This window comes from Mycobacterium sp., from assembly GCF_049608025.1.
Taxonomy (GTDB): domain Bacteria; phylum Actinomycetota; class Actinomycetes; order Mycobacteriales; family Mycobacteriaceae; genus Mycobacterium.
In genome coordinates this window covers 55,943-80,561 of sequence record NZ_JBMYXC010000010.1, presented here as the reverse complement: position 1 = coordinate 80,561, position 24,619 = coordinate 55,943, and the positions used below count along the sequence as shown (strand labels likewise).

Sequence of the window (24,619 nt, the reverse complement as noted above, 5' to 3'; positions counted from 1 at the left end):
CCTGTGGAGCACAGCTAAGACGCGCATGGCGGGCTGAATCCACGGGGAGACTCGCACGTCTGCGTGGCTGAAACCTCGTGAACGAACCTCACCAGCCTCGACTCCCCCGAAGCAGATAAGTTCTACGGTCATGACTGTGCTGAACGACACCCCCCGACTGCCCAACGGCCTGAGCGTCGAGGCGGCTCGCGAGCAGGCCACTCGTGCCTACGAACTCGACCGCGCCCACGTGTTCCACTCGTGGTCCGCGCAGGCTGAGATCACCCCGATGACGATCGTCGCCTCGCAGGGTTGCCACGTCTGGGACGGCAATGGCAACCGACTGCTCGATTTCTCGTCAATGATGGTGAACACCAACATCGGCCACCAGCACCCCAAGGTTGTTGCCGCCATTGCCGAGCAGGCCGCCAAGCTGTGCACGGTGGCACCCCAGCACGCCAACGACGCCCGCTCCGAAGCCGCGCGGCTGATCGCCGAACGCACGCCTGGTGAACTGGACAAAGTGTTCTTCACCAATGGCGGCGCAGAGGCTGTGGAGCACGCAGTGCGGATGGCCCGCCTGCATACCGGCCGCCACAAGGTGCTCTCCCGCTACCGCTCCTACCACGGCGGCACCGAGACCGCGATCAACCTCACCGGAGATCCGCGGCGCTGGCCCAACGACCGCGGCGGTGCGGGCGTCGTCCACTTCTTCGGACCGTTCCTCTATCGGTCGCAGTTCCACGCCACCACCGAGGCCCAGGAGTGCGACCGCGCGCTGGCCCATCTACGCGAAGTCATCCGGATGGAAGGGCCGTCCACCATCGCGGCGATCATCCTCGAGCCGATCCCTGGAACCGCCGGCATCATGGTGCCGCCGGCCGGTTACGTCGCCGGGGTGCGGGCACTGTGCGACGAATACGGCATCCTCTTCATCGCCGATGAGGTGATGGCGGGCTTCGGCCGCTGCGGGACATGGTTTTCCATAGACCATTTCGATGTCACGCCGGACCTGCTGACCTTCGCCAAGGGGGTGAATTCCGGTTACGTGCCCCTCGGTGGCGTGGCCATCAGCCCCGCGATCGCGGACACTTTTTCCCATCGCGCGTACCCGGGTGGGCTGACGTACTCGGGTCATCCGCTGGCCACGGCCGCCGCGGTCGCCACCATCAATGCGATGGCCGAGGAAGGCATCGTGGAGAACGCCGCGCGAATCGGGAACGACGTGCTGGCACCCGCACTGAAGCAGATGGCCGCGCGGCATCGCTGCGTCGGCGAGGTGCGCGGAGCGGGCGTGTTCTGGGCAGTCGAGTTGGTCGCCGATCAGGTGACACGGGAACCACTGGCGCCTTACGGCAGCTCCAGCGCGGCAATGAACGCGGTGATCTCGGAGTGCAAGAAGGCCGGCTTGCTGCCGTTCGCGAACTACAACCGCATCCACGTCGTGCCGCCGTGCATCGTCACCGACGAGCAGGCGCTCGAAGGCGTGGCGATCCTGGATCGCGCGTTGGATGTCGCCGACGCGGCGCTGACGGCCGGTTAGCTGCCGAGCTCGCCGGAAATGCCGCGTTCGAGCGCCGCACGCGCGCGCTCGGGCAGCACGATCAACCCGTCGAGCTCCCGCCGCGCCAAGCGATAAGCCCGCTCGCGTTCCTGCGGCGTCGCCGCAGAATCCGCCGACACCCGGAGCAGCCGTTGCGCTCGGGCAAGGCGCTCCTGCTCCTCGCTCGAGAAGCTGTCGCGCCGGCGCCTGATCGCTTCTGCTTCGGCGATGTCGAAAGCGGTGACATACTCCTGCACCGCGTCCAGATATTCGCGCGTGGCATCGCGGTCGTCGACGAGGTCTACCACCTCAGCCGGACGCAGGAAGTCCGCCTTCAGCTTTGCCCGGTGGAATCGCTCGGTGAGCGGGTCGCGCATATCGGTCATCAGCGGGTAGTCGAGCAGCTTGGCGACGTCGAGCTCATAATCCAGCCACCGGGTATCGGTTCGGTCATGCTCCTCGATCGTGCGCGTGATCGCGCGCCGCTGCGCTGTGTCGCTGCTGGGGGGCTGGTCGGCGGCCGGCGCGAGCTGGTCTGCCCGGCGATCCCGCACCGCCGTGATCGCCCTGAAGCTCGCATAGCCCACACCGGCCAGCGGCACCAGCAAGATCAGCAGCTCGGCCAGCCGGAAGAGCAGTCCCATCAAGCCAGGATGCCACCATCGCGCGCGATGCTCTTCAGCTCGCTCGAGGAAACCCTGGCTGGTGCCTGCGTGCCCGCCCCTGAAGTGGCTGGACAGAGTGCGTATCGGGGCCGGACCCGGGTTCCCCGAGATCGGGTCCGGCACTCCCGTGTGCATGGATCGTATGCTGCTGAGGTGCTTCCGGCCCCAGGTAGCCGCGACGACCTGCTGGATACCGAAGGAGTTACCGTGCAAGCGATTCCCGTCATCGCGCTGACCGGCTACCTCGGCGCCGGCAAGACGACCCTGCTCAACCATGTGCTGCGCAGCCCCGACGCCCGGATCGGGGTGGTCATCAACGACTTCGGCGAGCTCAACGTCGACGCCGGGCTGGTGACCGGACAGGTGGACGAGCCCGCGTCGATCGCCGGTGGGTGTATCTGCTGCCTGCCCGACGACGGCGGACTCGACGTCGCGCTGACCCGCCTGGCTGATCCCAGGCTCCGCCTGGATGCGATCATCGTCGAGGCCAGCGGTCTGGCCGACCCGGTCGCGATCTCCCGGATCATCCGCTTCAGCGGCGTGGACGGAGTACGGCCGGGCGGGGTCATCGATGTGCTGGATGCCGCAACTCATTTCGACGCCGTCGACCGGGACGCCGTCCCACCGGCACGCTACGGCGCCGCCACGCTGGTGGTGGTCAACAAGCTCGACCAGATTGCGGAAGGCGCACGCGCCACTGCATTGCAGCGATTCGAGAGCAGGGTTCGCGAACGCAACCCTCATGCGCAGGTGGTGGGCGCTACAGCGGGCCGAATCGACCCCGCACTGCTCTACGACGTCGCCGCCGCTGGCGGGGAGTCGGGCCAACTGACGTTCCGCGAGTTGCTCTTCGGCACCGAGTCGGAGAGCTCAGCGGCCCACAGCGACGATCACGAGCACGATCACGCGGATTCCGTCACGGTTGTCACCCAAGGGTGCGTGGATCCCGGCGCCGTCATCGATTTCCTGGAGCAACCCCCACCCGGTGTGTACCGGCTGAAAGGCACCGTCGCCGTACGCTACCGAGCCAGCACGCGGGTCTACGTCGTCAACGTCGTCGGGCCGTCCATCCACATCGCCGCCGCGCCTGCGCACCTGTCCCCCAACTGCCTGGTCGCGATCGGCATGAGGCTGGACGTCGACGATGTCCGGGAGCAACTGAGCGCTGCGCTCGCGCCAGTCGCCGGCGCGGCGACGGCGCAGAGCATTCGGCGGCTGCGCCGCTATCGGAAGCTGAGCATCTGATGGCCGAGCGCTCGAACCCGGAACGCTCGATCTTTGACCGGAACGTGCTGGGCGGACCTCTCAACCCGTGCGGGACCGAGCCGCTGACCGGCTTTTACCGCGACGGGTGCTGCAGCACCGGCGATGAGGACCAAGGCCTGCACACCATCTGCGGGGTGATGACCACCGAGTTCCTCGACCACCAGCGCTCGATCGGCAACGATTTGTCCTCACCCATGCCCGCCTACCGGTTCCCGGGCTTGGTGCCCGGCGACCGCTGGTGCGTCACTTCACTGAACTGGCTTCGGGCACACCAGGACGGCCATGCCTGCCCGGTGGTGCTGGCATCGACCCACGAGCGCACACTGGATGCGGTGCCTCTGGACGTGCTCCGGCAGTACGCGGTAGACGTTCCCGACGACCTGGCGGGTCTGTAGCCCGACATTTAGCTCACGCGTGAGTCCGCGGCCGGGGCGGTTAATCTAAAGTATGGCTTCGGTGTTGACGGTGAACGCGGCGCAGGTACCCGTCGACCTGGGCGAGCTGCGTAGCGGTATCGACAAACGCCCCAGCGCCGAGCCGTTGGCAGTCCGCGCGCCGGGCCCCAGGCAGGGCGGCCTGGGCAGCGGCGTGGTGGGCGACTCGATCTGCGACCCGCGGCACCACGGCGGCGACGATCAGGCGGTTTATGCCTACGCCCGCGAAGATCTCGCCGGTTGGCAGTCCCGGCTCGACCGTGACCTCCCCAATGGCACATTCGGGGAGAACATCACCACATCTGGCGCGGACATCAACGATTGCCTCATCGGCGAGCGGTGGTCGATCGGTTCCGACGGACTGGTATTGGAAGTCACCAGCCCACGGATTCCCTGCAAGACCTTCTCGACGTGGCTGGCCGTCCCCGGGTGGATCAAGATGTTCACCGCCGCGGCGCTGCCCGGCGCGTACTTCCGGGTGATCGAGCCTGGCACCATCCGCGCCGCCGACCGGATCGAGGTCATCGATCGACCGGCCCACTCGGTGACGATCGGCACCGTGTTTCGAGCTCTCATGCTGGAACCTGAATTGATGCCCCAACTGGCGGCCGCAGATGCCCTGCCCGAGAAGATCAAACAACAGGTGGCCCGACGGCGGAGCAGGTAGCCGGCCGAGCGTAGAGCCGAAGCGGCCCGACGTCAGTGAAACGGATTGCTATTGGACTGCCACTCAGCCGATTCCGGCCGCGGGCCGAATCGCCGGATGTAGTCCTCGTCGATGTGCGCCCTCTTCTTGCGGTTGATCACATCGACCAGCTTGGGATCGAGCCCGTGTTGGGCCAGCCGGTGCCGGCGCCACACCTTGTTGAGCGCGAACGCCATCAGCAAGCTCCACAGGTAGATCGGTACCGTCATCTCAATATGCACGTATAGCGACGCCGGTAACAGCCAGAGCGGCGCGAGGACGAAGATTGGCGGTATCGCCATCCGGATCATGTGCCGGCGTACGGCTCCCTGCGCGGCGAGGTCTTCGGCCACCCACCTGCGCATCGAGGGCGGCAGGCGACGCCCGTAGGAGTACCCGATGTTTTGCAGAAATGATGGTCGGTCGGTGGCCACGATGGTTCCCCTCTCAGCGGTCGGTTTCGTCATGTGAGCTCCCCGCCGCCAGCGCCGCGACGTTGATGGAGGTCAGTGCCCGGTGCAATTCCTCGAGTTGGGCCAGACCGACGCCGAGGCGTGCGACAACGGCGGCTGGAACCGCGAGTGCGGATTCACGCAGCGCGATTCCGGCCCCGGTCAACTCGACGTCTGTCGCGCGCTCGTCGGCCGAACTCCGGGTCCGGGTGATCAGCCCCAGGGCTTGGAGCCGCTTGAGCATCGGCGACAACGTGGCGGAATCCAATTGCAGTATGGTCGCGATTTCCTTGACCGACAGCGGTGACCGAGCATCCGGATGCGACGTGTGGCGGTCCCACAACGCGAGCATCACCAGATACTGGGGATGGGTCAACCCAAGAGGCTCCAGCAGTGGCCGGTAGACGGCCAGGACGGCCCGGTGGGTGATCGCCAACGCGAAGCACACCTGTCGATCCAGGGCGAGCGGATCGATATCGGCGTCGGCCGGTGCGGACATATTTCCATCGTACGCTAATAGTTAGGGCACGATCCACTTCGCGCTACAGGCGACTGACGGCGAAGGCCGCGCCTTCGTTCACACTTCCGTCAAACGCATACATGGCGTGCGCGAGGTTCGGCCCGCCGCCTGGCGCGCCTGAGCAGATCGAGTCGCCCGGGTCGCACAGTTCCAGTGTCTTTTGTTGGTAGAGCGGTCCGATGGTGACCGGGGGCGCCCCGAACTGGCCGAGGAAGTCAGCCGAAGGGGTGGCGAACAGGACGACAGCTGCCACATGCTCAGCGACTTCGGGCGGCATCGGCTGCGGCACTGCTTCCGCGGGCACGCCGGCCGGCACCTCAGCCGAGGTCACGAAGCCGGCCACCAACGCACCCTGGGAGTATCCGCCAAGAATCATTTTGGTGTCCGGACAGTCAGCCGCCATGGTCTGCACGCGGTCGGCGGCGTCCCGCACCCCGTCGACGACCGTCGATGCGAAGCCGATCCGATCGGCGAAGTTGTCGCCCGCGGGATAGCCCACCGCATAGACACCTACCGACCTGGGGCCGGCCTGAGCCCGCACCGAGTCGACGAAGGCCTGCCCGATCCCCCCGACGCCGGGGGCCTCACCGGTCCCGCGGGCGAACACCACCTCCGCATCGGGACACGGCTGTGCAGTGGCGGTCGGAGCAGCCACACCCACAAGCGTCGCCCACGCACCCACTGCCGCGACGACGCCGCCACGAACCACTCGTCGACCTGTCATGAGGACTCCATTCTTTTCACCGGCATCACAGGATACGTACCGCACGGAATCATTGCTTCTGGGCCACTGCCTCGTCGCCGATCCAGGAATCGGCGAGGTCAACCGCCCGTTATCCTGGTGTGTGGGATCACTGAGAGTGCCGTGGGTACTTACCGCTGCGGAAAGGAGAGCACGGGTGCGTACCGAATTTCATCATCAGCTGGACGCGCTCAACACCGACCTCGCCCACATGTGCGAATTGGCGGGCGAAGCCATGCAACGCGCCACCCTCAGCCTGCTTACCGTGGACCTCGATGCCGCTGAGCAGACCATCACCGAACTGGAAACCCTGGCGCGGCTGCGGCACGACGTAGACCATGCAGCGCTGACGTTGCTGGCGCGGCAGGCACCGGTTGCCAGTGACCTGCGCGCGGTCGTGGCCGCCGTCCACATCGCTTCTGACGCCGACCGAATGGGCGGACTCGCCGGGCACGTCGCCCGCATCGTCCGGCGGCGCCACCCGGAATCGGCCCTGCCGAGTGAGGTCGTCGCACAGTTCTCTGAAATAGGCAGCCTCGCAGTGGATTTGGCGGACGACGCCGCGTCCGTCATCGTCGATGGAGATCCGGTGCGGGCGAGCCGAATTCGCGACGACGACGCGGCGATGAACGATATGCACCGCCGCCTGTTCAGCACGGTGATGTCACCGCAGTGGAGCCACGGCGTTCCCGCGGCGGTCGACTTGGTGCTGTTGGGCAGGTTCTACGAGCGGTTCGCCGACCACGCTGTGGCGATCGCAGCACGAGTGTTGTTCCGCAGTACGGGGCAGACGGCACTGCACCCCGGCCAGTGATCGCGGCGATCCGCACCGTTCCGGTTCATCTCCAGGCGAAGACTGGTTGTTCGAGTCCGTCGACCCGGTCATGACGACCTTCAAGGGCGAGCCACCGAAACTGCAGCAGGACCGCTCCCGTCGGCGCGTAGATGAGGTCGTTGCCCAACGGGATCTGCACGACGGGGCGGGAACTCTCAGCGATACTGATGAACTGCGGCGAATCTGGACGCAGGAGTTGATGCATGCCCACTCGATAGACGGCCACCACTTCGTCCGGTGACGGGCGCAGGTCGAGCCGTCCGCCGCCCCAGATGACCACCGGCGTGATGATGTAGCCAGACCGCGTCGGATAGTCGTCGAGCAGGCCCAGCACGGCCGTATCGGGCAGGGTGATTCCGACCTCCTCCTCGAGTTCACGAAGCGCGGCATCGACCACCGTCTCGCCCGGATCCAGCCGGCCGCCCGGTAGCGCCCACTGAGCAGCATGTGATGAGAGCCGAGCTGTCCGGCGGCACAGTAGGAAAGAAGCACCGCCCGAGACGTCCACCATGCGGCCGTCCAGAGCACCAGGCATCGTCCGGCCGGCAATCCAGTCGTCCACCGCGGCCGGATCAACCCGGTCTTCGCCGAGCTCGGAGTCGACCAGCACCACCGCGACGGCCGCGTGCCGCTTGTTCGGATCGGTGGCTTCGCGGCGCTTGTGGCCCGCCAGATGCGCCCGAATTCGCCCGCGAAGGGCTTCGTCGTAGCTGATCGTCACTCGAAGATCTTGTCACTCGGAGATCCATGTCGCATTGAGCGCCTCGTTCACCACGTCATTGTTCAACGTGGAACCTCGAGTTCGCGAAGACCCCGGCCCGCTGCCGGGGTCTCTGACCGCCTGCCGCGTGATAGCCGCCGATTAGGGTGAAGAAATGAGTCTGGTCACCTACGAGCTGGATCGGCACATTGCCACCATCACCCTCAACCGCCCCGAGGCGAGCAACGCCATCAACGGAGCGCTGCGAACAGAGCTGAACGCCGCATGGGACCGGTTTCGCGACGACGAGGACGCGTGGGTGGGGATCCTCACCGCCAACGGCAAGGTCTTCTGCGCCGGGGGCGATCTCAAGGACGGCGAAGGCTCGGTAGGAACGTTCGGCGGCACATTTTGGGAGAAGCCGACAATAAACTCCTTCGAAAGCGGGATGGAGCTGTTCAAGCCGACGATCGCGGCGGTGCAGGGCCCGTGTATCGGCTATGGCCTGACGGGAATCCTGTTCTGCGACTTCGTCATAGCCAGCACAGAGGCGACCTTCTCCTTCCCCGAGGTGGCGATCGGCGTACCCACCATCGTCGGCGCCATCCGACTGCCTCAACGGATTCGATGGGCAGATGCGATGGAGTTACTGCTGACGGGCCGTCCGATGACTGCCGAACGGGCCAAGGAGGTGGGCCTGGTGTGGAAACTCGTCGAGCCCGCAGACTTGGCCGCTGCCGCGCGCGAGTGGGCCGAAACCCTCACCGCGGCAGCCCCACTCGCTCAACGAGCCACCAAGGAAGTGGCGTGGCGCACATCAGACATGGGCTGGATCGAGTCAGTTCGCTTCGGTGAGGTCATGCGCAAGGTGGCCGGAGCGACCGCAGATGCTGGAGAAGGCCTCACCGCCTGGGGGGAGAAGCGAAAACCGGCTTGGAAGGCCCGCTGACCCGGCGCGGACACCACGACCGGAGGTTCGGGCGGCGACTGGACCGGCCGGCATCGCTGGTGCGTGAATATATCTATGTGCTATGCATATATAGTGCCGCGCTCTCGATACGACCACCTCGATGAGCTGTTGACGCGTATTCACCTCGCGCGGCAGAAGCCGGCCTGGCGGCGGCGCCTGCTGGACAGCGCCGGACCGGTGACGAACGTGTCGACGCTGCGAGTACTGCGAGCGGTGGAGGAGTGTCAAGGTAGCGGCGGCGGGGCGTCCGTCCGCGATGTCGCCGAGTTCATGGCCGTTGAGCACTCGACCGCCAGTCGCACCGTCGGCGCCGTCGTCGCGGCCGGGTTGCTGAAGAAGACCTCCGCTCCCGACGATCAACGGCGCTGCGACCTGGCGCTAACAGACATCGGCCGCAAAGCAATGGCCACTGTGACCGACCGGCGGCGCGACCTGGTCGCTGAAACGATCTCCGACTGGACCGACGCTGATGTCGACACCCTGGTCGCCCTGTTGGACCGGCTGACCAGACGCTTCGAACGCGCGGCCGACCAATGATCGCCGGCCGATGGTGACCGAAACCAGGGCCCGGCCACCAACTGCCCCACCGCGGGGCGCGCTCGGGCTGCTGTTCGACCCGGTCTTCGGTGCGCTCTTCTGGGGCAAGATGTTCGCCGTCGTCGCGGTGTGGACGCACGGCATCGTCGCGGCGATCGTGATGTACGAAGCGACGCGCTCTGCATTGATGGTCGGCCTGGTCGGCGTCGTACAGTTCGCACCGCAGCTGATCCTGAGTCCCACCAGCGGCAAGTGGGCCGACACCGGGAACCCGGCGCGCCAGATCCTGCTCGGCAGAGTGCTGTGCGTCGCAGGGTCCGGATCTGTGGCGGCATGGTTGTTCATCGAACCGGGACTGCATGGGACGTCTTCAGCGATCCCGATTCTCCTGGGCACTTCCCTGGTCGGGTTCGGCTTCGTAGTGGGCGGGCCGGCGATGCAGTCGATCGTGCCCGCCCTGATCCGCGACGGTGAACTCCCGACGGCGATGGCGCTCAACAGCATCCCGATGACGATCGGGCGGATCGTCGGACCCGCCGCCGGCGCCTACCTGGCCGCCAACGTCGGGCCTGCTGCCGGCTTCGCCGTCAGCGCCGGCCTGCATCTCATCTTCGTCACCTTCCTCGTCGCCGTCAGCTTCCCGTCACCGCCGGAGCGGCGTTCGGGGGCGGACTATCGAGTGCGCGCAGCCATCAGATACGTCGTGGGCGACCGGCCGTTGCTGCTGGCACTGATCGCGGTGACCACCGTCGGTTTCGCGTCGGACCCGTCGATCACGTTGACGCCATCGGTTGCCGATGGGCTGGGCGGCGGTGCGGGACTCGTCGGCACCCTGTCGGCGGTGTTCGGTATCGGGGCGGCGGTCGGCATGATTGCGCTGGCCCTGATGCGGGGCCGACTGGCCTCAGCGCATGTGTCGTCCATCGGGCTGGCAGGGCTGTGCGCCGGGTGTGCTCTGCTCGCCGTGGGGTCCGCTCCGGTCGCGGCGCTGGCGGGGTTCGCCCTGGCCGGCTTGGGCTTCGGCTGGGCCATGACCGGATTGAGCACCGTCGTGCAGGAACGCGCGCCCGAGGAGTTGCGCGGGCGGATCATGGCGCTCTGGCTGGTCGGATTTCTCGGCTCGCGACCGATAGCGGCGGCACTGCTGGGCGGAACCGCCGATCTGGTCAGCGTGCAGGCAGCCTTCGCAGTCGCGGCGATAGTGACGCTCGCCGTGACGATCTGCTGCCGGCCGTCGAATCTTGTCGGCCCAGCGCCGGCACAGATCTAAGAGGGCAGGGCCGCCGGCCTACTGGTCTGGCTCGTCCTCGGAACCACCGAGTCCCGGTGGAATCCCCAGCGCCACAGTGAGTTCAAGAATGGTATGCGGGTCCTTCAGCCTGTCCCCGTAAAGTTCGCGCAGTTGAGTCATGCGATAGCGCACAGTCTGAGGGTGCACGAAGAGATCAGCGGCAACGGCGTCGCGCAGGCCTTGATGCAGTAGCCATGAGCGCAGAGTTTCGGTCAGCCGATCCGCGGTGCTGCTTCGCAGCTGTGAGAGCGGTGCCAGCGCTCGGCGGCGCAGGTCGTCGGCTGCAGCGCGGTCGGCGCCCAGAACCAACTCGACGAGGTGTTCGTCGGTATCGACGACATCAGAGCCGGGGGCGGGAACACCTGCGCCGGGGGCGGGAACACCTGCGCCGGGGGCGGGAACCAACACCCGGGCCTGAACCGCCCGTCGATAGGAGGTCCGCGCCTGTGTCCAGGGCCGCGCCGGCCCGACCCACGCTCGCTTTCCCTTCAGGCTGCGGAGCAGTTGACGCCGCAACGGTCCGCCCATGTCCGGTACCAAGAACAGAGTCAGAGACTCAGCCGGGTCGATGCCGGGCAGGTCTTCACTGAGCTGCAAGGTCGACGGGGCGAGTCCTGCCGCCAATCCACGAACCTGAATCGCGGGAACAAGCACGGCAGTAAGGGATTCCGGCATCAGCCAGTCAGCCTTTTCCGCACTAGCCCGCAGAATCTCCACAGGTGCGCCGGCCACCAGGTTCTGCCCGAGCCGTTCGAGATATCGCTCCCTGACCCGTCCGGTCGTGGCCAGTTCGTCGGCGTGACCGGTGACACTCGAAGCCGACAGTTCGTCGATGAATGCGAACACCAACTCGGCGAACCGGGCGATGCCCTCCGCGGGCAGCCCGGCGTTCACCGCGGTGTCGGACAGCTCCCGCCACGCCACCCGGGCACCCACCCGGTAGGCCGCTAGAAGTGCGTCCACGGAGCGACCGTTGCGGGCCTCCCCACCGCCGAGCTCATAGGCTCCGTCCAGGGCGGGCGACAGTTGGGCCGCGGCGTCGGTGCCCTCTGCGCGCGTCGCCAGTCGCAGGAAGGCGCCCAACGCCATCTGAACCGCGTTCTCGATGTTCTGGCCCATCGGTCCGCTGAATGCATCGGCGTAGCTCGGAACCTCTACGGTGACCGCCGCAACAGTGCGCTCCGCCATCTGGGGCAGCACCGCCTGCAACGCCAACACCACGTCATCAGCAAGCTCCAATCCGGTGAATCGACGCGAATCGGGCATAACTGTTCCTTTCGAACAACTTCAAGCAATTAGTCCACGTTATACGGACAAGACTCTATCCCACGGGATAACCCACCATGGAGTCATGACAACAGGAGCAATGGCAACAACAGCACCCCGACCCACTGTCGCCGGCGCGCTGCATGACCGGCTCGTCAAGTTCGCCGAACGGGTCACCACCCCACTGGTCCCCGCCGACTACCTCGACATCATCGACCCGCTGCGCTCCGGCGCCGCGCTGCGCGGTCGGATCCTCGATATCCACCCCGAGACCCGCGACGCCGTCACTGTGGTGATCAAACCCGGCCGCGGCTGGCGGGGCCACACACCCGGGCAGTACGTGCGCATCGGCATCGATGTCGACGGTGTCCGGCAGTGGCGGGCCTACTCGTTGACCTCCGAAACCACGCGAGCCGACGGCTGTATCGCGATCACGACCAAGGCGATACCCGGCGGAGCCGTCAGCAACCACCTCGTGCGGCACGCCACGGCCGGCACCATCGTCCAACTCGAACAGGCGTCAGGTGAGTTCACCCTCAGCCATCCGGTTCCCCCCAAGATTCTGTTCCTCACCGCAGGCAGTGGCATCACCCCGGTGATGGGCATGCTGCGCAACATGCCCGACGCAGGCTCCGACATCGTCGTGCTGCATTCCGCGCCCACCGCACACGATGTGATCTTCGGGGCGGAGCTGCAGCTTATGGCCAGCGAGGGTCGAATCCGGTTGTTGGAGCGGCACACCGACACTGCCGGCATGCTCGACGTCTCCCGCCTCGCCGACATCGTCGATGACTTCGCGGAGCGTCAGACCTGGGCCTGCGGACCCGCCGGGCTGCTCGATGCCCTTGAACAGCGCTTCGCCCAAGACGGCATCGCCGACCGCCTGCACACCGAACGCTTCCGTCCCACGATCATCGCCACCGGCGACGGCGGCACGGTGACCTTCGCCAAGACCGGAACCGTCGTCGATGCCGACGGCAGCCAGACCCTGCTCGACGCCGGCGAAGCCGCTGGCGTCCTGATGCCCTCGGGCTGCCGGATGGGCATCTGCTTCGGATGTGTCGCGCCGCTACGTCAAGGCGCCGTCCGGGATCTGCGCACCGGCCAGGTCACCAACGCCGCCGACGGCGTGGTCATCCAGACCTGTATCTCGGCCGCCGCGGGCGCGTGCGACATCGATCTCTGAACGACAACCTGCACGCGACGACAATCGACGCTCTGCGACTACCAAACCACCATGACTGCAAGGACATTCACACATGACTACTCTGCACTCCACCCAAGGTTCCAGCCAAGGTTCCAGCCAAGCCGACCCAGCCGGTCACCTCACTTCCGAAGACATCGAAAATCTCGGCCGTGAACTCGATGCCATTCGCGCCGAGGTCATCGCCAGCCGCGGTGAGCGCGATGCCGCCTACATCCGCAGGGTCATCACCGGCCAGCGCAAGCTCGAACTCACCAGCCGCGCCATCCTGCTGTTCTCCCTGTTCCCGCCGGCCTGGATTGCCGGCACCGCCGGGCTCTCCATATCCAAGATCGTCGAGAACATGGAGATCGGGCACAACGTGTTACACGGGCAATGGGACTGGATGCGCGACAATACGATCCACTCGACGACCTGGGAGTGGGACAGCGTGTCTCCTTCGGAGATGTGGAAACACTCCCACAACGAACTCCACCACACCTACACCAACGTGCTGGGCAAGGACCACGACCTCGGATACGGCATCATGCGCGTCGACGAGGGCCAGAGGTGGATGCCGTTCTACCTGGCCCAGCCGCTCTGGAACTTCATCAATGCCTGCCTGTTTCAGTACGGCATCGCCGCCTACGACCTCGAGATCGGCAAGCAGCTCAAGGGCCGCGGCGACAGAGCAGAGTTTCGTCGCAACGGAAAGAAGGTGCTCGCCAAGGTTCGCCGCCACGTGACACGGGACTACGTGCTACACCCGCTGCTGTCGGGCCCCTCAGCCCTGACCACGGTGACCGCGAACCTGACCGCGAACCTGGTGCGCAATCTGTGGACGCACTCGGTCATCATGTGCGGTCACTTCCCCGAGGGCGTCCAGACCTTCGAGAAGACCTCGATCGACGGCGAGACTCGTGGGCAATGGTACCTCCGCCAGATGCTGGGCTCGGCCAACATCTCGGGAAGCCCGTTGCTGCACTTCATGACTGGGAATCTATCGTTCCAGATCGAGCACCACCTGTTCCCCGATCTGCCGAGCAACCGCTACGCCGAGATAGCGCCACAGGTTCAGGAACTCTTCGGACGCTATGGCCTGACCTACGTGAGCGGTTCGCTGCCGAAGCAGGTGGCATCGGCATGGAAGAAGGTGTTCACGCTCTCACTGCCGAACGACTTCGCGCGCAAGGCCAGGGAGGCGGCGGCAAACGCGTCGATCACAGGGTCGATCGCTGGGTCGATCACGCGCGCAGCGTTCGGCACCTCGACGATCTCCACCGAGGCCGCATAGCGGCGGGCTGCTACGGTTCCTGCAGGCTCCGATTCGATTCGCACCGGAGAAGGGGTGGATATGCGACACAGCGCCTACGTCTCGGCAATCGCGGCGACGGTTATCGGTCTCATCGCAGCCGGTTGCGGCAGTTCTTCGGACTCGGGCACCGCGACCGACACGGAAACGGTCACGATCTCCCCGACGACGACGTCGGCCGCAGACGCCGGCACCGATTTGCGGTCGCTGATACCCACGCCGGCGGACACCCAGCAAACCGACGGTCCTGACACCGTCCCGGACAACGGCGTCCATATGCATTTCCAGGTCAGCGGAGCACCCGGCGCGACCATGGAGTCCTACAAAACCGACCTGGAAAACAGCGGCTGGTCGGTGACAGTTCGCGACGAGGGCGGTGGTGGCGGGGGCGGCGGCGCGACCTACACCGGGTCCAACAGCGACGCCTACGGGGTGTTCACCGGCGGCGGCTACGGCAACACGACCGATATCGACGCCTGCGTCTGGCCGACGAAGCCCTCCAAGACAGAATGCGGTGACTGACACCGGCGGGCACTGACCATGACCGCTCCCCTGTTGGAAGATCCCGGCGACCTGTCCGCGCTGCGCGCCAAGGGCGCCGACGCCGACGAGCTGTTCACCTCATTCGGCGCATGGGCCGAGGCGTGCGGCACCGCGCTCTACCCCGCGCAGGAAGAAGCGCTTATAGAACTGGTGAGCGGCGCGAACGTCGTGCTGGCGACACCGACCGGGTCGGGGAAGTCGCTGGTAGCCACCGGCGCGCTCTACGCCGCGCTGGCTGAGTCCGGTGCCGGCGAGGGACGCAGCAGCTACTACACGGCGCCGATCAAGGCACTGGTCAGCGAGAAGTTCTTTGCCCTGTGCGGGATTTTCGGCGCCGCGAACGTCGGGATGCTCACCGGCGACGCCTCGGTCAACGCGGGTGCGCCGATCATTGCCTGCACCGCAGAGGTGCTGGCAAATATCGCGCTGCGCGAGGGGGACCGGGCCGAGATCGGTCTGGTGGTCATGGACGAGTTCCACTTCTACGGTGACCCCGACCGCGGCTGGGCCTGGCAGGTGCCGCTGCTCGAGCTTCCCAACGCCCAATTCCTGCTCATGTCGGCCACCCTCGGCGACGTCACGTTCCTGCGCGAGGACCTCACCCGGCGGACCGGCCGGCCCACAGCGTTGGTCACCCAAGCCGAACGCCCGGTGCCGCTGTACTACAGCTACGCGACCACACCGACGCACGAGACGATCGGCGACTTGCTCGACACCCAGCGGGCGCCGATCTACATCGTCCACTTCACCCAGGCCTCAGCGCTGGAGCGGGCGCAGGCGTTGATGAGCATCAACGTGAGCACCAAGCAGGAGAAGGCGGCGATCGCCGACATGATCGGCGGGTTCCGGTTCTCTACGGCCTTTGGTTCCACCTTGTCCCGACTCGTCCGGCATGGCATCGGCGTCCATCACGCCGGAATGCTGCCCAAGTATCGCCGGTTGGTGGAACAGCTGGCTCAGGCCGGGCTGCTCAAGACGATCTGCGGCACCGACACCCTCGGCGTCGGCATCAACGTGCCCATCCGGACCGTGGTGTTCTCGGCGCTGTCCAAATACGACGGCACCCGCACCCGGCTGCTCTCCGCCCGCGAGTTTCACCAGATCGCGGGGCGAGCCGGGCGCGCGGGCTACGACACCGCCGGCACCGTCGTCGTCCAGGCCCCCGACCACGAGGTAGCGAACCTCAAGCAGTTCGCCAAGGTGGCCGATGACCCGAAGAAGCGCCGAAAGCTGGTGCGCCGTAAAGCACCCGAGGGCATGGTCCCGTGGAGCGAGTCGACCATGACCCGATTGGTGAACGCTGCGCCGGAACCGCTGACCAGCAACATGCGCGTGACGACGGCGATGATCCTCAATGTCGTGGCACGGCAGGGGGCGAGCGAAGCGACGGTGGATCGTTCAGGTGATCCGTTCGCGGTGATGCGACGCCTGCTCACCGAGAACCACGAGCCGCGGAAGCGCCAGCTGCAGCATGTCCGCGAGGCGATCGGTATCGCGCGCTCGCTGCTGCAGGCCGGCGTCATCGAACGGGTGGATGTGGCCGGCGACCCATCGAACGGGCGCCGGTACCGCCTGACCGTCGACCTGCCGCCCGACTTCGCCCTCAATCAGCCGCTGTCGACATTCGCTCTGGTCGCCGTCGACGTGCTCGACCCGGGGCCGGAAGGCTCTGCGACCTTTGCCTTGGACGTTGTCTCGGTCATCGAGGCGACCCTGGAAGATCCCCGCCAGATCCTGGCCGCGCAGTTGAACAAAGCCCGGGGCGAGGCGGTCGCCGCGATGAAGGCCGAGGGCATCGAATACGACGAACGTATCGAGTTGCTGGACGAGGTCAGCTATCCCAAGCCGCTTGCGGAGTTGCTCGAGCACACCTACGAGGTTTATCTGCAGAGCAATCCCTGGGCCGCTGATGTACATCTGTCACCGAAGTCCGTCGTGCGCGAGATGTGGGAGCGGGCCTTCACCTTCCGGGAATTCATCAGCGTCTACGGGCTCACCCGCTCGGAGGGCGCAGTGTTGCGGTACCTCTCCGATGCCTTCAAGGCGCTGCGCTCTTCAGTGCCTGCCGCCGCCCGGACCGAGGAGCTGACCGACATCGTGGAGTGGCTCGGTGAGCTTGTGCGCCAAGTCGATTCGAGCCTGCTCGACGAATGGGAACAGCTGACCAGCCCTGAACATCAGGAAGGTGCGCCCATCCCGGACATTCTCGCGGTGCCGACTCGCCCGCGCCCGGTGACCGGGAACGAGCGGGCGTTCACCGCGATGGTTCGCAATGCGTTGTTCCGGCGGGTGGAGCTCTTCGCACGGCGCCGCTGGGATGAACTTGGCGTACTGGACGGTCGGGTGGATTCCGACGCGGCGTGGACGCCCGGACGCTGGGAAGAGACGGTGCGCGCGTACTTCGACGAGCACGACGAGGTGGGCACCGCAGCCGACGCGCGTGGCCCGGCGTTGTTGATCATCGACCGGCAAAGCGATGTGTGGCGGGTCCGGCAGATCCTCGACGATCCTGCGGGCAACCATGATTGGGGCTTCGACGTGGAAGTAGACCTGGAAGCATCCGACGAGGAGGGCGTGGCGGTTATCCGCCTGCTCGACGCCGGCCGCCTGGACTAATCGCCCGCGGCGACCAGGGAACGCAGCTGCACGGTGGGATTATCCCGTTGGAAGCCTTCGAGGCGCCACTTCGTGGAGAACACCGCCAGGACGACACCGTCGGTTCGGGTGAACACCTCGGCTGACGGCTGCTTCTGCAGAAACTCGGCATCCTCGGGTTCGGCGGCGCGGGCCACCGTGTACGGGAGCGGCTCGAGCTCGATCGGCGCACTGTATTCGCTGGCCATCCGATGACTGGCCACCTCGAACTGCATCGGCCCGACGGCGGCGAAGACCGGTGCCTGATCCCCGCGGCGGTCCGAACGCAGAACCTGGATGACGCCCTCCTGCTCCAGCTGCTCGATCCCCCGCCGAAACTGCTTGTGCTTGCTCGGATCGGTGCCCCGCGCGACAGCGAAATGCTCAGGCGAGAAGCTCGGTATCGGCGGATACTGCACGGCCGTCTCGCGGTAGAGCGTGTCGCCCGGACGCAGCGCAGCGGCATTGGCAAGCCCGATCACGTCACCTGGCCAGGCAGTATCCAGGGTGGATCGGCGCTGACCGAAGACCGATTGCGCGTACTTGGTGACAAACGGCTTGCCGGTCGCGGCGTGGGTCAGAACTTCGCCCCGTTCGAACGTGCCCGAACACACTCGGGCATAGGCGATGCGGTCGCGGTGGGCCGAGTCCATACCCGCCTGAACCTTGAAGACGAAGGCACTGAACGGCGCCACGACTTCGCGTGTCTCGCTGTAGATGTCGAGTTGTCCGTTCGGTGGCGGAGCAAGCTGGACCAGGACGTCCAGGAGTTGGTTGACTCCGAAGTTGAGCGCGGCCGAAGTGAACAGCACCGGCGTCGAGGTGCAGTCCAGGAACGTATCCGGATCGAAGTCTGCCCCATCCGCTGTCAGCAGTTCGGACTCCTCCACCGCGGTGTCCCAGTCGATGCCCGCGACGTCGTGCGCCCGACTTGGATCGATGTGCTCCTCGGGAGCGGCGGTGGCTCCCCCGGCAGTCCGGGTGAATCGAATGAAATTTTCGCTGCGGCGGTCCAGGACTCCTTTGAACTCGCCGGCGATACCCACCGGCCACGTCAGCGGCGTGGGCCGCAGCCCGATCCGCTCCTGGATCTCATCCATCAATTCCAGGGCGTCACGCCCTGGCCGGTCCCATTTGTTGACCACCGTGATGATGGGGATACGTCGATGACGACACACCTGAAAAAGTTTGAGAGTCTGTGGTTCCAGACCTTTGGCGGCGTCGATGAGCATCACCGCGGAATCGACGGCGGTCAGCACGCGGTAGGTGTCTTCGGAGAAGTCGGCGTGCCCGGGGGTGTCGAGCAGGTTGATGATGCAGGTTTCCCCGCCCACGCCCCGGTAAGGAAATTGCAGCGCCGTGGAGGTGATGGAGATGCCGCGGGCCTTCTCCATCTCCATCCAGTCCGACACGGTCGCGCGGCGACCGGCCTTGCCGTGGATGGCGCCGGCCTCGGTGATGGCGTTGGCGTGCAGAACCAACGCCTCGGTCAAGGTGGACTTACCGGCGTCGGGATGGCTGATCACCGCGAACGTTCTGCGACGTTTCGCTTCAGCGGAGATTCGGTCTGCCTGAGGCCCGGCGGCGGCCGTCGACACACCTGGGGCGGTATCGGTCATTGCATCGTCGACTTTATTGGCCACGGCGCAGAAACGACAATCGCCGCTGCCGGTAAGGCCTCGGCACCCAAGCCCAATGGGCAGGGTCCAATACCCCGCTGGGGTATATCGGCCAGCAGGTTGGAAGTTCAGTCAGGGGCCGCGAAGTCCGCGGCCTGCGCCCAAGAATCCGGTCATTCGGTCTTCTTGTCGACATCGGCCGAGTCGATATCTACGGGCAGGTCGATATCTACCGGCAGGTCGATATCTTCGGACAACAAGTCGTGCAGCGTGTTTGATGTCGTGTGCGCGGCCGCAGAGAACGGCTCGAGAACCGTGTGGGCCCCCGCGGCACGCAACTGTTCCGCGTCGTGGGGCGTATGGGCGGTCAATGCGACGGTGCCGGCGAACTGGTGGTGGCGCAGTCCGTGAAGTAGCGCCAGATTGGTCTGCAGTATCGGAATGGCGCTGACGACGTACCGTGCCTGCCCCAGAGGTAAGGCGGCTAGGAGATCGACATCCTCGGCGCTGCCGAACATCGCCGTCACCCCCTCACGATCGTTGGTCCTCACCGCATGCGGGTCGTAGTCGACCGCGAGGATCCGGTGACCGGCATCGCTGAGTCGCTGCGCCAGATGGCCACCGAATCGCCCCAATCCGAACACGATGACGTCGTAGGAGTCGTCAGCGTCACCATCGTCGGGCGTTGCACTGTCTCTTCGCTCAAACACCGAGAGCCACCGCTTGAACCAGTCGTAAAGCTGGTGCGAGTACATGATCATGTAAGTCGATCCGCCGATCGTGATCAGGCCGACGACGGTGATCAGACTGACAGTGGTGCTGGTGATATGGCCGAGACTCAAGCCCAACGCGGCGAGTATGAGCGAGAACTCCGAAATCTGAGCGACGGTCAGCCCGGCGAGAAAGCCGATCCGTACGGGGTAGCGCAGCGCGGCCATGATGACGATGACGATCAACGGGTTTCCGAGCAGCACGAACGCTGAAAAGACAACAGCCTCGGTGATCTGCCTTGCAGCGTCGGTGAATTCGAGGCGAGCACCGAGATCGAGGAAGAAGAACAGCAGCAGGAAATCTCGCAGGCTGACCAGTCGCGCCCCCAGGGCCTCACGGAACGGCGTGCTCGCCAGCGACACTCCCGCGAGGAAGGCACCGACCTCCGAACTGAGCCCCAGCCACTCGCTGAAGGCCGCCAAGGACGTGGCGTAGGAAACCCCGAACAACACCAGCAGTTCTTGAGACCTCGCGATGTGCGGCAGCAGCCAAGGCAAGATGAAACGCATCAGCAGCCAGGTGCCGCCGAGCAGGCCGGCCCCCTTCAGCAGCACTGTGGCGATACCGAGACCAAGGTGGTCACCTGTGTCCTGTCCGAAGGCGGTGAGCGCGATCATGACCAGAACCACGACGATGTCTTGGACGATCAGGAAGCCGACTGCGATCCGCCCGTGCAGCTGGTCGAGTTCCCGCTTGTCCGACAGCAGCTTGACGATGATGATCGTCGATGAAAACGTCAGTGCCACGGCCACGTAGAGGGCGGTGACGCTGTCCATGCCGAGCCCCAGTGCGATCAGGTAGCCGATCACGGAGGTGAAGGCCACCTGTCCGAGCCCGGTCGCCAGCGCTACGGGGCCGGTGCTGCGAATCATGTGCAGGTCCAGCCGGAGTCCGACGAGGAACAACAGGATCGCGATACCGAGCCTGGCGAGCAGGTCGATCGTGCTGTCGGCCGACACCCATCCGGTGCCTACGGGTCCGACCAAAATGCCCACCACGATGAACGCAACGATGAGCGGCTGACGCAGCCGGGTGGCCAGCACCCCGGCGACCGTCGCGATCGCCAGAATCATGGCGAGGGTGGGAAAAGGGTGTAGGTCCATGGTCAGGTGTTGACCGTCGACAGCACTGGAGTGGCACAGCTCCAGCAGGCGAGTCGCCGGGCCGATACGGCGGTGACGCCCATTTCAGCTCCTCCTCGGTGCCGACAAGTTTATTCGCGCGCCCGCAGCCATTTCTCGGCCCCTACTGCCAGGCTTACCAGGACCCCGACGGCGAAGATGCGCAGCCACACTCCGGCGTCCAGCGGCGCAGTCTGAAACACCGTATTCATGGCCGGCAGGTAGGTGATCACTAGCTGGGCAACAGCCTGGGTGACCACACCCACGATGAGCCAGCGGTTGGTGAACAGGCCGATGTGCCAGGCCGAGCGGGTCAGGGACCGGCAGCTGAACAGGTAGAAGGCCTCGACCACGACGAATAGGTTCAGCGCCGCGGTGCGGGCCTCGGGCAGCGTAGCTCCGTTGGCCAGTTCCCACTCGAACAGCCACCATGAACCGGCGACAAGCAGGCTCGATACCAACAGGATGCGCCCGACCAGGGCTCTGGTGAGCAGCGGCTGGCCCGGGTCGCGCGGGGGACGGGTCATGATGCCGTCCTCCTTGGGCTCGAACGCGAGCATCAATCCGAGCGCTACCGCGGTGGTCATGTTGATCCACAGAATCTGGGTCGGCAGGATCGGCAGCGCCGCGCCCGCGGCGATGGCCACCAGAATCACCAGGCCCTCACCGATATTCGTGGGTAACGTCCAGGTGATGAACTTCGTGAGGTTGTCGAAGACGCCGCGGCCTTCCTCGACGGCGGCTTCGATGGTCGCGAAGTCATCGTCGACCAGCACCATGTCAGCGGCATCCTTGGCGACCTCAGTGCCGCCTCGGCCCATCGCGACGCCGATGCTCGCCTGCCGCAACGCCGGCGCATCGTTGACGCCGTCGCCGGTCATCGCCACGACGTGGCCCCTGTCCTGCAAGGCCTCCACCAACCGCAGCTTCTGTTCCGGTGACACTCGGGCGAAGACGCTCGCCCGCTCGACCGCGTCGGGAAACTCCTCGGGTGGCAGCGCGGCCAGCTCAGCACCGGTCAAGACCGCCTGATCGATCCTCTCGCCACCCTCGAGCACCCCGACCGTGCTGGCGATCGCGCTAGCCGTGCCGGCATGGTCGCCGGTGATCATCTTCACCGCGATGCCGGCCGAATGGCAGGCCGTCACCGCCGCTGTGGCCGCCGCGCGGGGTGGATCGAGCATGCCTTGCAGACCCGTCAGCGTCACCGCGCCGAGTAGCCCCTCTTCGGTGAAGTCGGCAGGGTCGGCCGGTACCCGGACACCGGTGGCCAGCACCCGCAGGCCCTTGGCGGCAAGCCGCTCGACCGCCTGCAGCGCGACCGATCGGTCAAGTGGCTCGGGCGAGCCGTCGGCGCGCATCTGGGTGCTGCACAGCTCGAGCATCCGTTCCGCGGCTCCCTTGACAAGCACCACATGGGCACCACCCCCAGATCCGTGCAGAGTGGCCATGTACCGGCGTTCTGAACTGAACGGGATCGTTGCAGCGCGAGCCAGTTTCTCGGGGATCCGATCCGGCGTGAGGCCGGCCTTGGCGGCAACCACCAACATGGCTGCTTCGGTGGGGTCGCCAACAATATCCCAACGCTCACCTGCCGCAGTCAGGGCTGCGTCATTGCACGCCGCACCTACCAGCAGAGTCCATCGCAGCGCGACGTTGGACTCGATCGCCACGGGCGTTCCGTCACGCGACAACAACGCTCCGGCGCTGGCATACCCCGACCCTGTCGCTTCAACCGACCCAACAGGCGTCCAGATTTCGCGCACTGTCATCTGATTCTCGGTGAGAGTGCCGGTCTTGTCGGCACAGATGATCGTGGTGCTGCCAAGCGTTTCCACCGCGGGAAGCCGCCGAATGACCGCTCTGCGCTTCGCCATTCGCGCCACGCCGATAGCCAGGGTGATCGTGACGGCAGCGGGTAGGCCTTCGGGGATCGCGCCCACCGCAAGAGCGACGGCTGCTGCGAAGGTATCTGCTGCGTCCTGCCGGCGCAGCAATCCGATGGCGAAGGTCAACGCGGCCAGGGCGAGAATGCCGACGGTGAGGATCTTGCTGAACCGGGCCAGCTTCTCGGTCAGCGGTGTCGCCAACGTGGTTGCGGCACCGACGAGCCGGTGAATTTCCCCGATTTCGGTCTCGGCTCCGATGGCCACCACGATCCCCGCACCGGAGCCCGCCGTCACCAGGGTGCCCGAGTGGGCCATGTTGCGCCGATCCGCAACCGGAGTCACTTCGGGCAGTGCCAATTCGTTCTTCGCTACCGACGACGATTCGCCGGTCAACGCCGATTCGTCGACGCGCAGTTCGGTCTGCCGAAGCAATCGAACGTCGGCCGGTACCTTATCGCCGGCCTCGACAAGGACCAGATCGCCGGGCACGAGTTCTCCGGACGCGACAACGCGTTGGCGGCCATCACGAATCACCTTGGCGTCGGTGTGCACCATCGCGCGCAGGCTCTGCAGCGCAGCCTCGGCCCGGGACTCCTGGAGGAATCCGATCAGGCCGTTGACTATCACCACGGCGAAGATCACCGCGGAGTCGACGTACTCGTGCAGCAGGGCGGTGACACCACCGGCAACCAGCAGAACATAGATGAGCGGGTGGTGAAACTGCCGAAGGATCCGCCACACCAATCCCGCACCGGTTGGCGCGGGAAGGACGTTGGGACCGAACCGTCGCGACCGCTGGCTTGCCACCTCGTCGGTGAGCCCGCGATGGGGATCGGTCCCCCAGAGCAGGACTACCTCGTGGCCGGGGATCCCATGGTGGCTGTGCACACCGGGGGAGGCCGGCGCGACCATCAGGTGTTACCCGGGTCACGCTTCGACGAAGGAACCGCGTTGCCTTCCGGTTCGATGACGAGAACCGGCACCGAGGAATGCTCGATGATGTCAGCCGACACGCTGCCCAGCAGCCGGGTGGACAGACCGCGGCCGCGCCGGCCGACTATCAGCAGGTCCATGTCCTGTTTTTCGGCGAATCCGCGCAGCGCCGGGCCCGGAGCACCGGCAAGCACCTCGGTGTGCACTGCACCGGGGATGTCGATACTGTTCGCCACTCCGGACAGGTGCCGCGCCGCCGCGTCGACGTCGTGGCCGGAGTCATATTCGGCAGCTTCGAAATGCGTGACCTCCGCTAGAACCAGCAGTGCGCAGTGCGGTCCGAAGAGGCGCAACGCAGTCGTCAACCCCCGCTCGGACTCAGCTGACCCGTCGAGCCCCACCAGCACCCGCAATCCACCGTCGCCATCCCGCCGTGGCGGTGCTCCCTTCTGCCCGAACGCGGCCACGCTGGGGCGCCGCTGGACCCGCTCGATCGCAATCGGTACGAACAGCGGCCCCAGCACCAACGCGATCAGGATCCATAGCGGATCATGGCCGTGACGAGCCATCCACAGTCCGGACAGCAAGCCCACCACAATCCAGGCGACGATCAATGTGACGACGAGTGTTGTGCTCACTCCCTCGATGTTTCCAGAGCGAGCCCAGCTGTGTCAGTTTCATAGGGCCGAAACCCCTAGGGACTTTGGGCCTTTGTTGGCCCGCGGCCCG

Annotated in this window: 22 protein-coding genes; 12 read left to right on the top strand and 10 right to left on the bottom strand. The window is 65.9% G+C overall.

Annotated elements, in window-relative coordinates:
- Positions 1 to 130: 130 nt before the first annotated feature.
- Complete coding sequence (locus ACPGXI_RS05795) at positions 131 to 1,522, top strand: aminotransferase family protein (RefSeq protein WP_526650728.1); 1,392 nt, start codon at positions 131 to 133, stop codon at positions 1,520 to 1,522.
- Here ACPGXI_RS05795 and ACPGXI_RS05790 read toward each other — a convergent pair.
- Positions 1,519 to 2,166, bottom strand: a complete 648-nt coding sequence (locus ACPGXI_RS05790) for a hypothetical protein (protein WP_526650726.1) — start codon at positions 2,164 to 2,166, stop codon at positions 1,519 to 1,521. The genes ACPGXI_RS05795 and ACPGXI_RS05790 overlap by 4 nt on opposite strands.
- A gap of 228 nt (positions 2,167 to 2,394) precedes the next feature.
- Between ACPGXI_RS05790 and ACPGXI_RS05785 the strand changes: the two genes are divergently transcribed.
- From ACPGXI_RS05785 to ACPGXI_RS05775, 3 genes are read left to right on the top strand one after another with little or no spacing between them, the layout of a single operon-like run.
- Entirely contained in the window at positions 2,395 to 3,432 is a 1,038-nt protein-coding gene (locus ACPGXI_RS05785; protein WP_526650771.1) for a CobW family GTP-binding protein, read from the top strand.
- 29 nt (positions 3,433 to 3,461) lie between these two features.
- Positions 3,462 to 3,848 carry a DUF2237 family protein gene (locus ACPGXI_RS05780; RefSeq protein ID WP_526650769.1) on the top strand — a complete coding sequence of 129 codons (387 nt, stop codon included), beginning with the start codon at positions 3,462 to 3,464 and terminating at the stop codon, positions 3,846 to 3,848.
- Between the two features lie 52 nt (positions 3,849 to 3,900).
- Positions 3,901 to 4,554, top strand: coding sequence for an MOSC domain-containing protein (locus ACPGXI_RS05775; RefSeq protein ID WP_526650724.1), 654 nt, complete (start codon positions 3,901 to 3,903; stop codon positions 4,552 to 4,554).
- A 32-nt stretch (positions 4,555 to 4,586) separates the two neighbouring features.
- On the opposite strand, the gene ACPGXI_RS05770 is transcribed toward ACPGXI_RS05775, so the two are convergent.
- The 3 genes from ACPGXI_RS05770 to ACPGXI_RS05760 are packed head-to-tail and all read right to left on the bottom strand — an operon-like array spanning position 4,587 to position 6,268.
- Positions 4,587 to 5,039: a DUF5313 family protein gene (locus ACPGXI_RS05770; protein WP_526650722.1), complete on the bottom strand. Its 453-nt coding sequence runs from the start codon at positions 5,037 to 5,039 to the stop codon at positions 4,587 to 4,589.
- A complete protein-coding gene (locus ACPGXI_RS05765; RefSeq protein WP_526650720.1) occupies positions 5,020 to 5,523 on the bottom strand; it encodes a MarR family winged helix-turn-helix transcriptional regulator in 504 nt (167 codons plus the stop codon). Before ACPGXI_RS05765 ends, ACPGXI_RS05770 begins: the two co-directional genes overlap by 20 nt.
- Positions 5,524 to 5,566: 43 nt before the next feature.
- Positions 5,567 to 6,268, bottom strand: coding sequence for a cutinase family protein (locus ACPGXI_RS05760; RefSeq protein WP_526650718.1), 702 nt, complete (start codon positions 6,266 to 6,268; stop codon positions 5,567 to 5,569).
- A 175-nt stretch (positions 6,269 to 6,443) separates the two neighbouring features.
- On the opposite strand from ACPGXI_RS05760, the gene phoU reads away from it, so the two are divergent.
- Positions 6,444 to 7,100 (top strand): phosphate signaling complex protein PhoU, encoded by a 657-nt coding sequence (phoU, locus tag ACPGXI_RS05755; RefSeq protein ID WP_526650716.1) that lies wholly within the window; start codon positions 6,444 to 6,446, stop codon positions 7,098 to 7,100.
- Positions 7,101 to 7,125: 25 nt separating this feature from the next.
- Here the strand turns inward: phoU and ACPGXI_RS05750 are convergent, their stop codons facing one another.
- Positions 7,126 to 7,842: an NUDIX hydrolase gene (locus tag ACPGXI_RS05750; RefSeq protein WP_526650714.1), complete on the bottom strand. Its 717-nt coding sequence runs from the start codon at positions 7,840 to 7,842 to the stop codon at positions 7,126 to 7,128.
- Positions 7,843 to 7,996: 154 nt separating this feature from the next.
- On the opposite strand from ACPGXI_RS05750, the gene ACPGXI_RS05745 reads away from it, so the two are divergent.
- The 3 genes from ACPGXI_RS05745 to ACPGXI_RS05735 all read left to right on the top strand — a co-directional run bounded on the left by ACPGXI_RS05745 (position 7,997) and on the right by ACPGXI_RS05735 (position 10,598).
- Positions 7,997 to 8,770, top strand: a complete 774-nt coding sequence (locus tag ACPGXI_RS05745) for an enoyl-CoA hydratase/isomerase family protein (protein WP_526650712.1) — start codon at positions 7,997 to 7,999, stop codon at positions 8,768 to 8,770.
- 75 nt (positions 8,771 to 8,845) lie between these two features.
- The gene (locus ACPGXI_RS05740) at positions 8,846 to 9,328 is read left to right on the top strand and encodes a MarR family winged helix-turn-helix transcriptional regulator (RefSeq protein ID WP_526650710.1); all 483 of its coding nucleotides are present in this window, start codon (positions 8,846 to 8,848) and stop codon (positions 9,326 to 9,328) included.
- Between the two features lie 10 nt (positions 9,329 to 9,338).
- Entirely contained in the window at positions 9,339 to 10,598 is a 1,260-nt protein-coding gene (locus ACPGXI_RS05735; protein WP_526650708.1) for an MFS transporter, read from the top strand.
- 18 nt (positions 10,599 to 10,616) lie between these two features.
- On the opposite strand, the gene ACPGXI_RS05730 is transcribed toward ACPGXI_RS05735, so the two are convergent.
- Entirely contained in the window at positions 10,617 to 11,885 is a 1,269-nt protein-coding gene (locus ACPGXI_RS05730; RefSeq protein WP_526650706.1) for a PucR family transcriptional regulator, read from the bottom strand.
- A gap of 85 nt (positions 11,886 to 11,970) precedes the next feature.
- Here ACPGXI_RS05730 and ACPGXI_RS05725 point away from each other — a divergent pair, with 85 nt between their 5' ends.
- From ACPGXI_RS05725 to ACPGXI_RS05710, 4 genes are all read left to right on the top strand, one after another.
- A complete protein-coding gene (locus ACPGXI_RS05725) occupies positions 11,971 to 13,071 on the top strand; it encodes a ferredoxin reductase (RefSeq protein WP_526650704.1) in 1,101 nt (366 codons plus the stop codon).
- Positions 13,072 to 13,144: 73 nt separating this feature from the next.
- Positions 13,145 to 14,362 (top strand): fatty acid desaturase family protein, encoded by a 1,218-nt coding sequence (locus ACPGXI_RS05720; RefSeq protein ID WP_526650702.1) that lies wholly within the window; start codon positions 13,145 to 13,147, stop codon positions 14,360 to 14,362.
- Between the two features lie 60 nt (positions 14,363 to 14,422).
- Positions 14,423 to 14,902, top strand: a complete 480-nt coding sequence (locus ACPGXI_RS05715; protein ID WP_526650700.1) for a hypothetical protein — start codon at positions 14,423 to 14,425, stop codon at positions 14,900 to 14,902.
- 18 nt (positions 14,903 to 14,920) lie between these two features.
- Entirely contained in the window at positions 14,921 to 17,539 is a 2,619-nt protein-coding gene (locus tag ACPGXI_RS05710; RefSeq protein ID WP_526650698.1) for a DEAD/DEAH box helicase, read from the top strand.
- Here the strand turns inward: ACPGXI_RS05710 and ACPGXI_RS05705 are convergent.
- From ACPGXI_RS05705 to ACPGXI_RS05690, 4 genes are all read right to left on the bottom strand, one after another.
- Positions 17,536 to 19,176 (bottom strand): peptide chain release factor 3, encoded by a 1,641-nt coding sequence (locus ACPGXI_RS05705; RefSeq protein WP_526650697.1) that lies wholly within the window; start codon positions 19,174 to 19,176, stop codon positions 17,536 to 17,538. The genes ACPGXI_RS05710 and ACPGXI_RS05705 overlap by 4 nt on opposite strands.
- A gap of 173 nt (positions 19,177 to 19,349) precedes the next feature.
- Positions 19,350 to 21,050 (bottom strand): cation:proton antiporter, encoded by a 1,701-nt coding sequence (locus ACPGXI_RS05700; protein WP_526650695.1) that lies wholly within the window; start codon positions 21,048 to 21,050, stop codon positions 19,350 to 19,352.
- 110 nt (positions 21,051 to 21,160) lie between these two features.
- Complete coding sequence (locus ACPGXI_RS05695) at positions 21,161 to 23,869, bottom strand: cation-transporting P-type ATPase (protein WP_526650693.1); 2,709 nt, start codon at positions 23,867 to 23,869, stop codon at positions 21,161 to 21,163.
- On the bottom strand, positions 23,869 to 24,528 hold the full coding sequence (locus ACPGXI_RS05690; RefSeq protein ID WP_526650691.1) for a universal stress protein: 660 nt from the start codon (positions 24,526 to 24,528) through the stop codon (positions 23,869 to 23,871). The genes ACPGXI_RS05695 and ACPGXI_RS05690 overlap by 1 nt, the downstream gene beginning before the upstream one ends.
- Between the last annotated feature and the right edge of the window lie 91 nt (positions 24,529 to 24,619).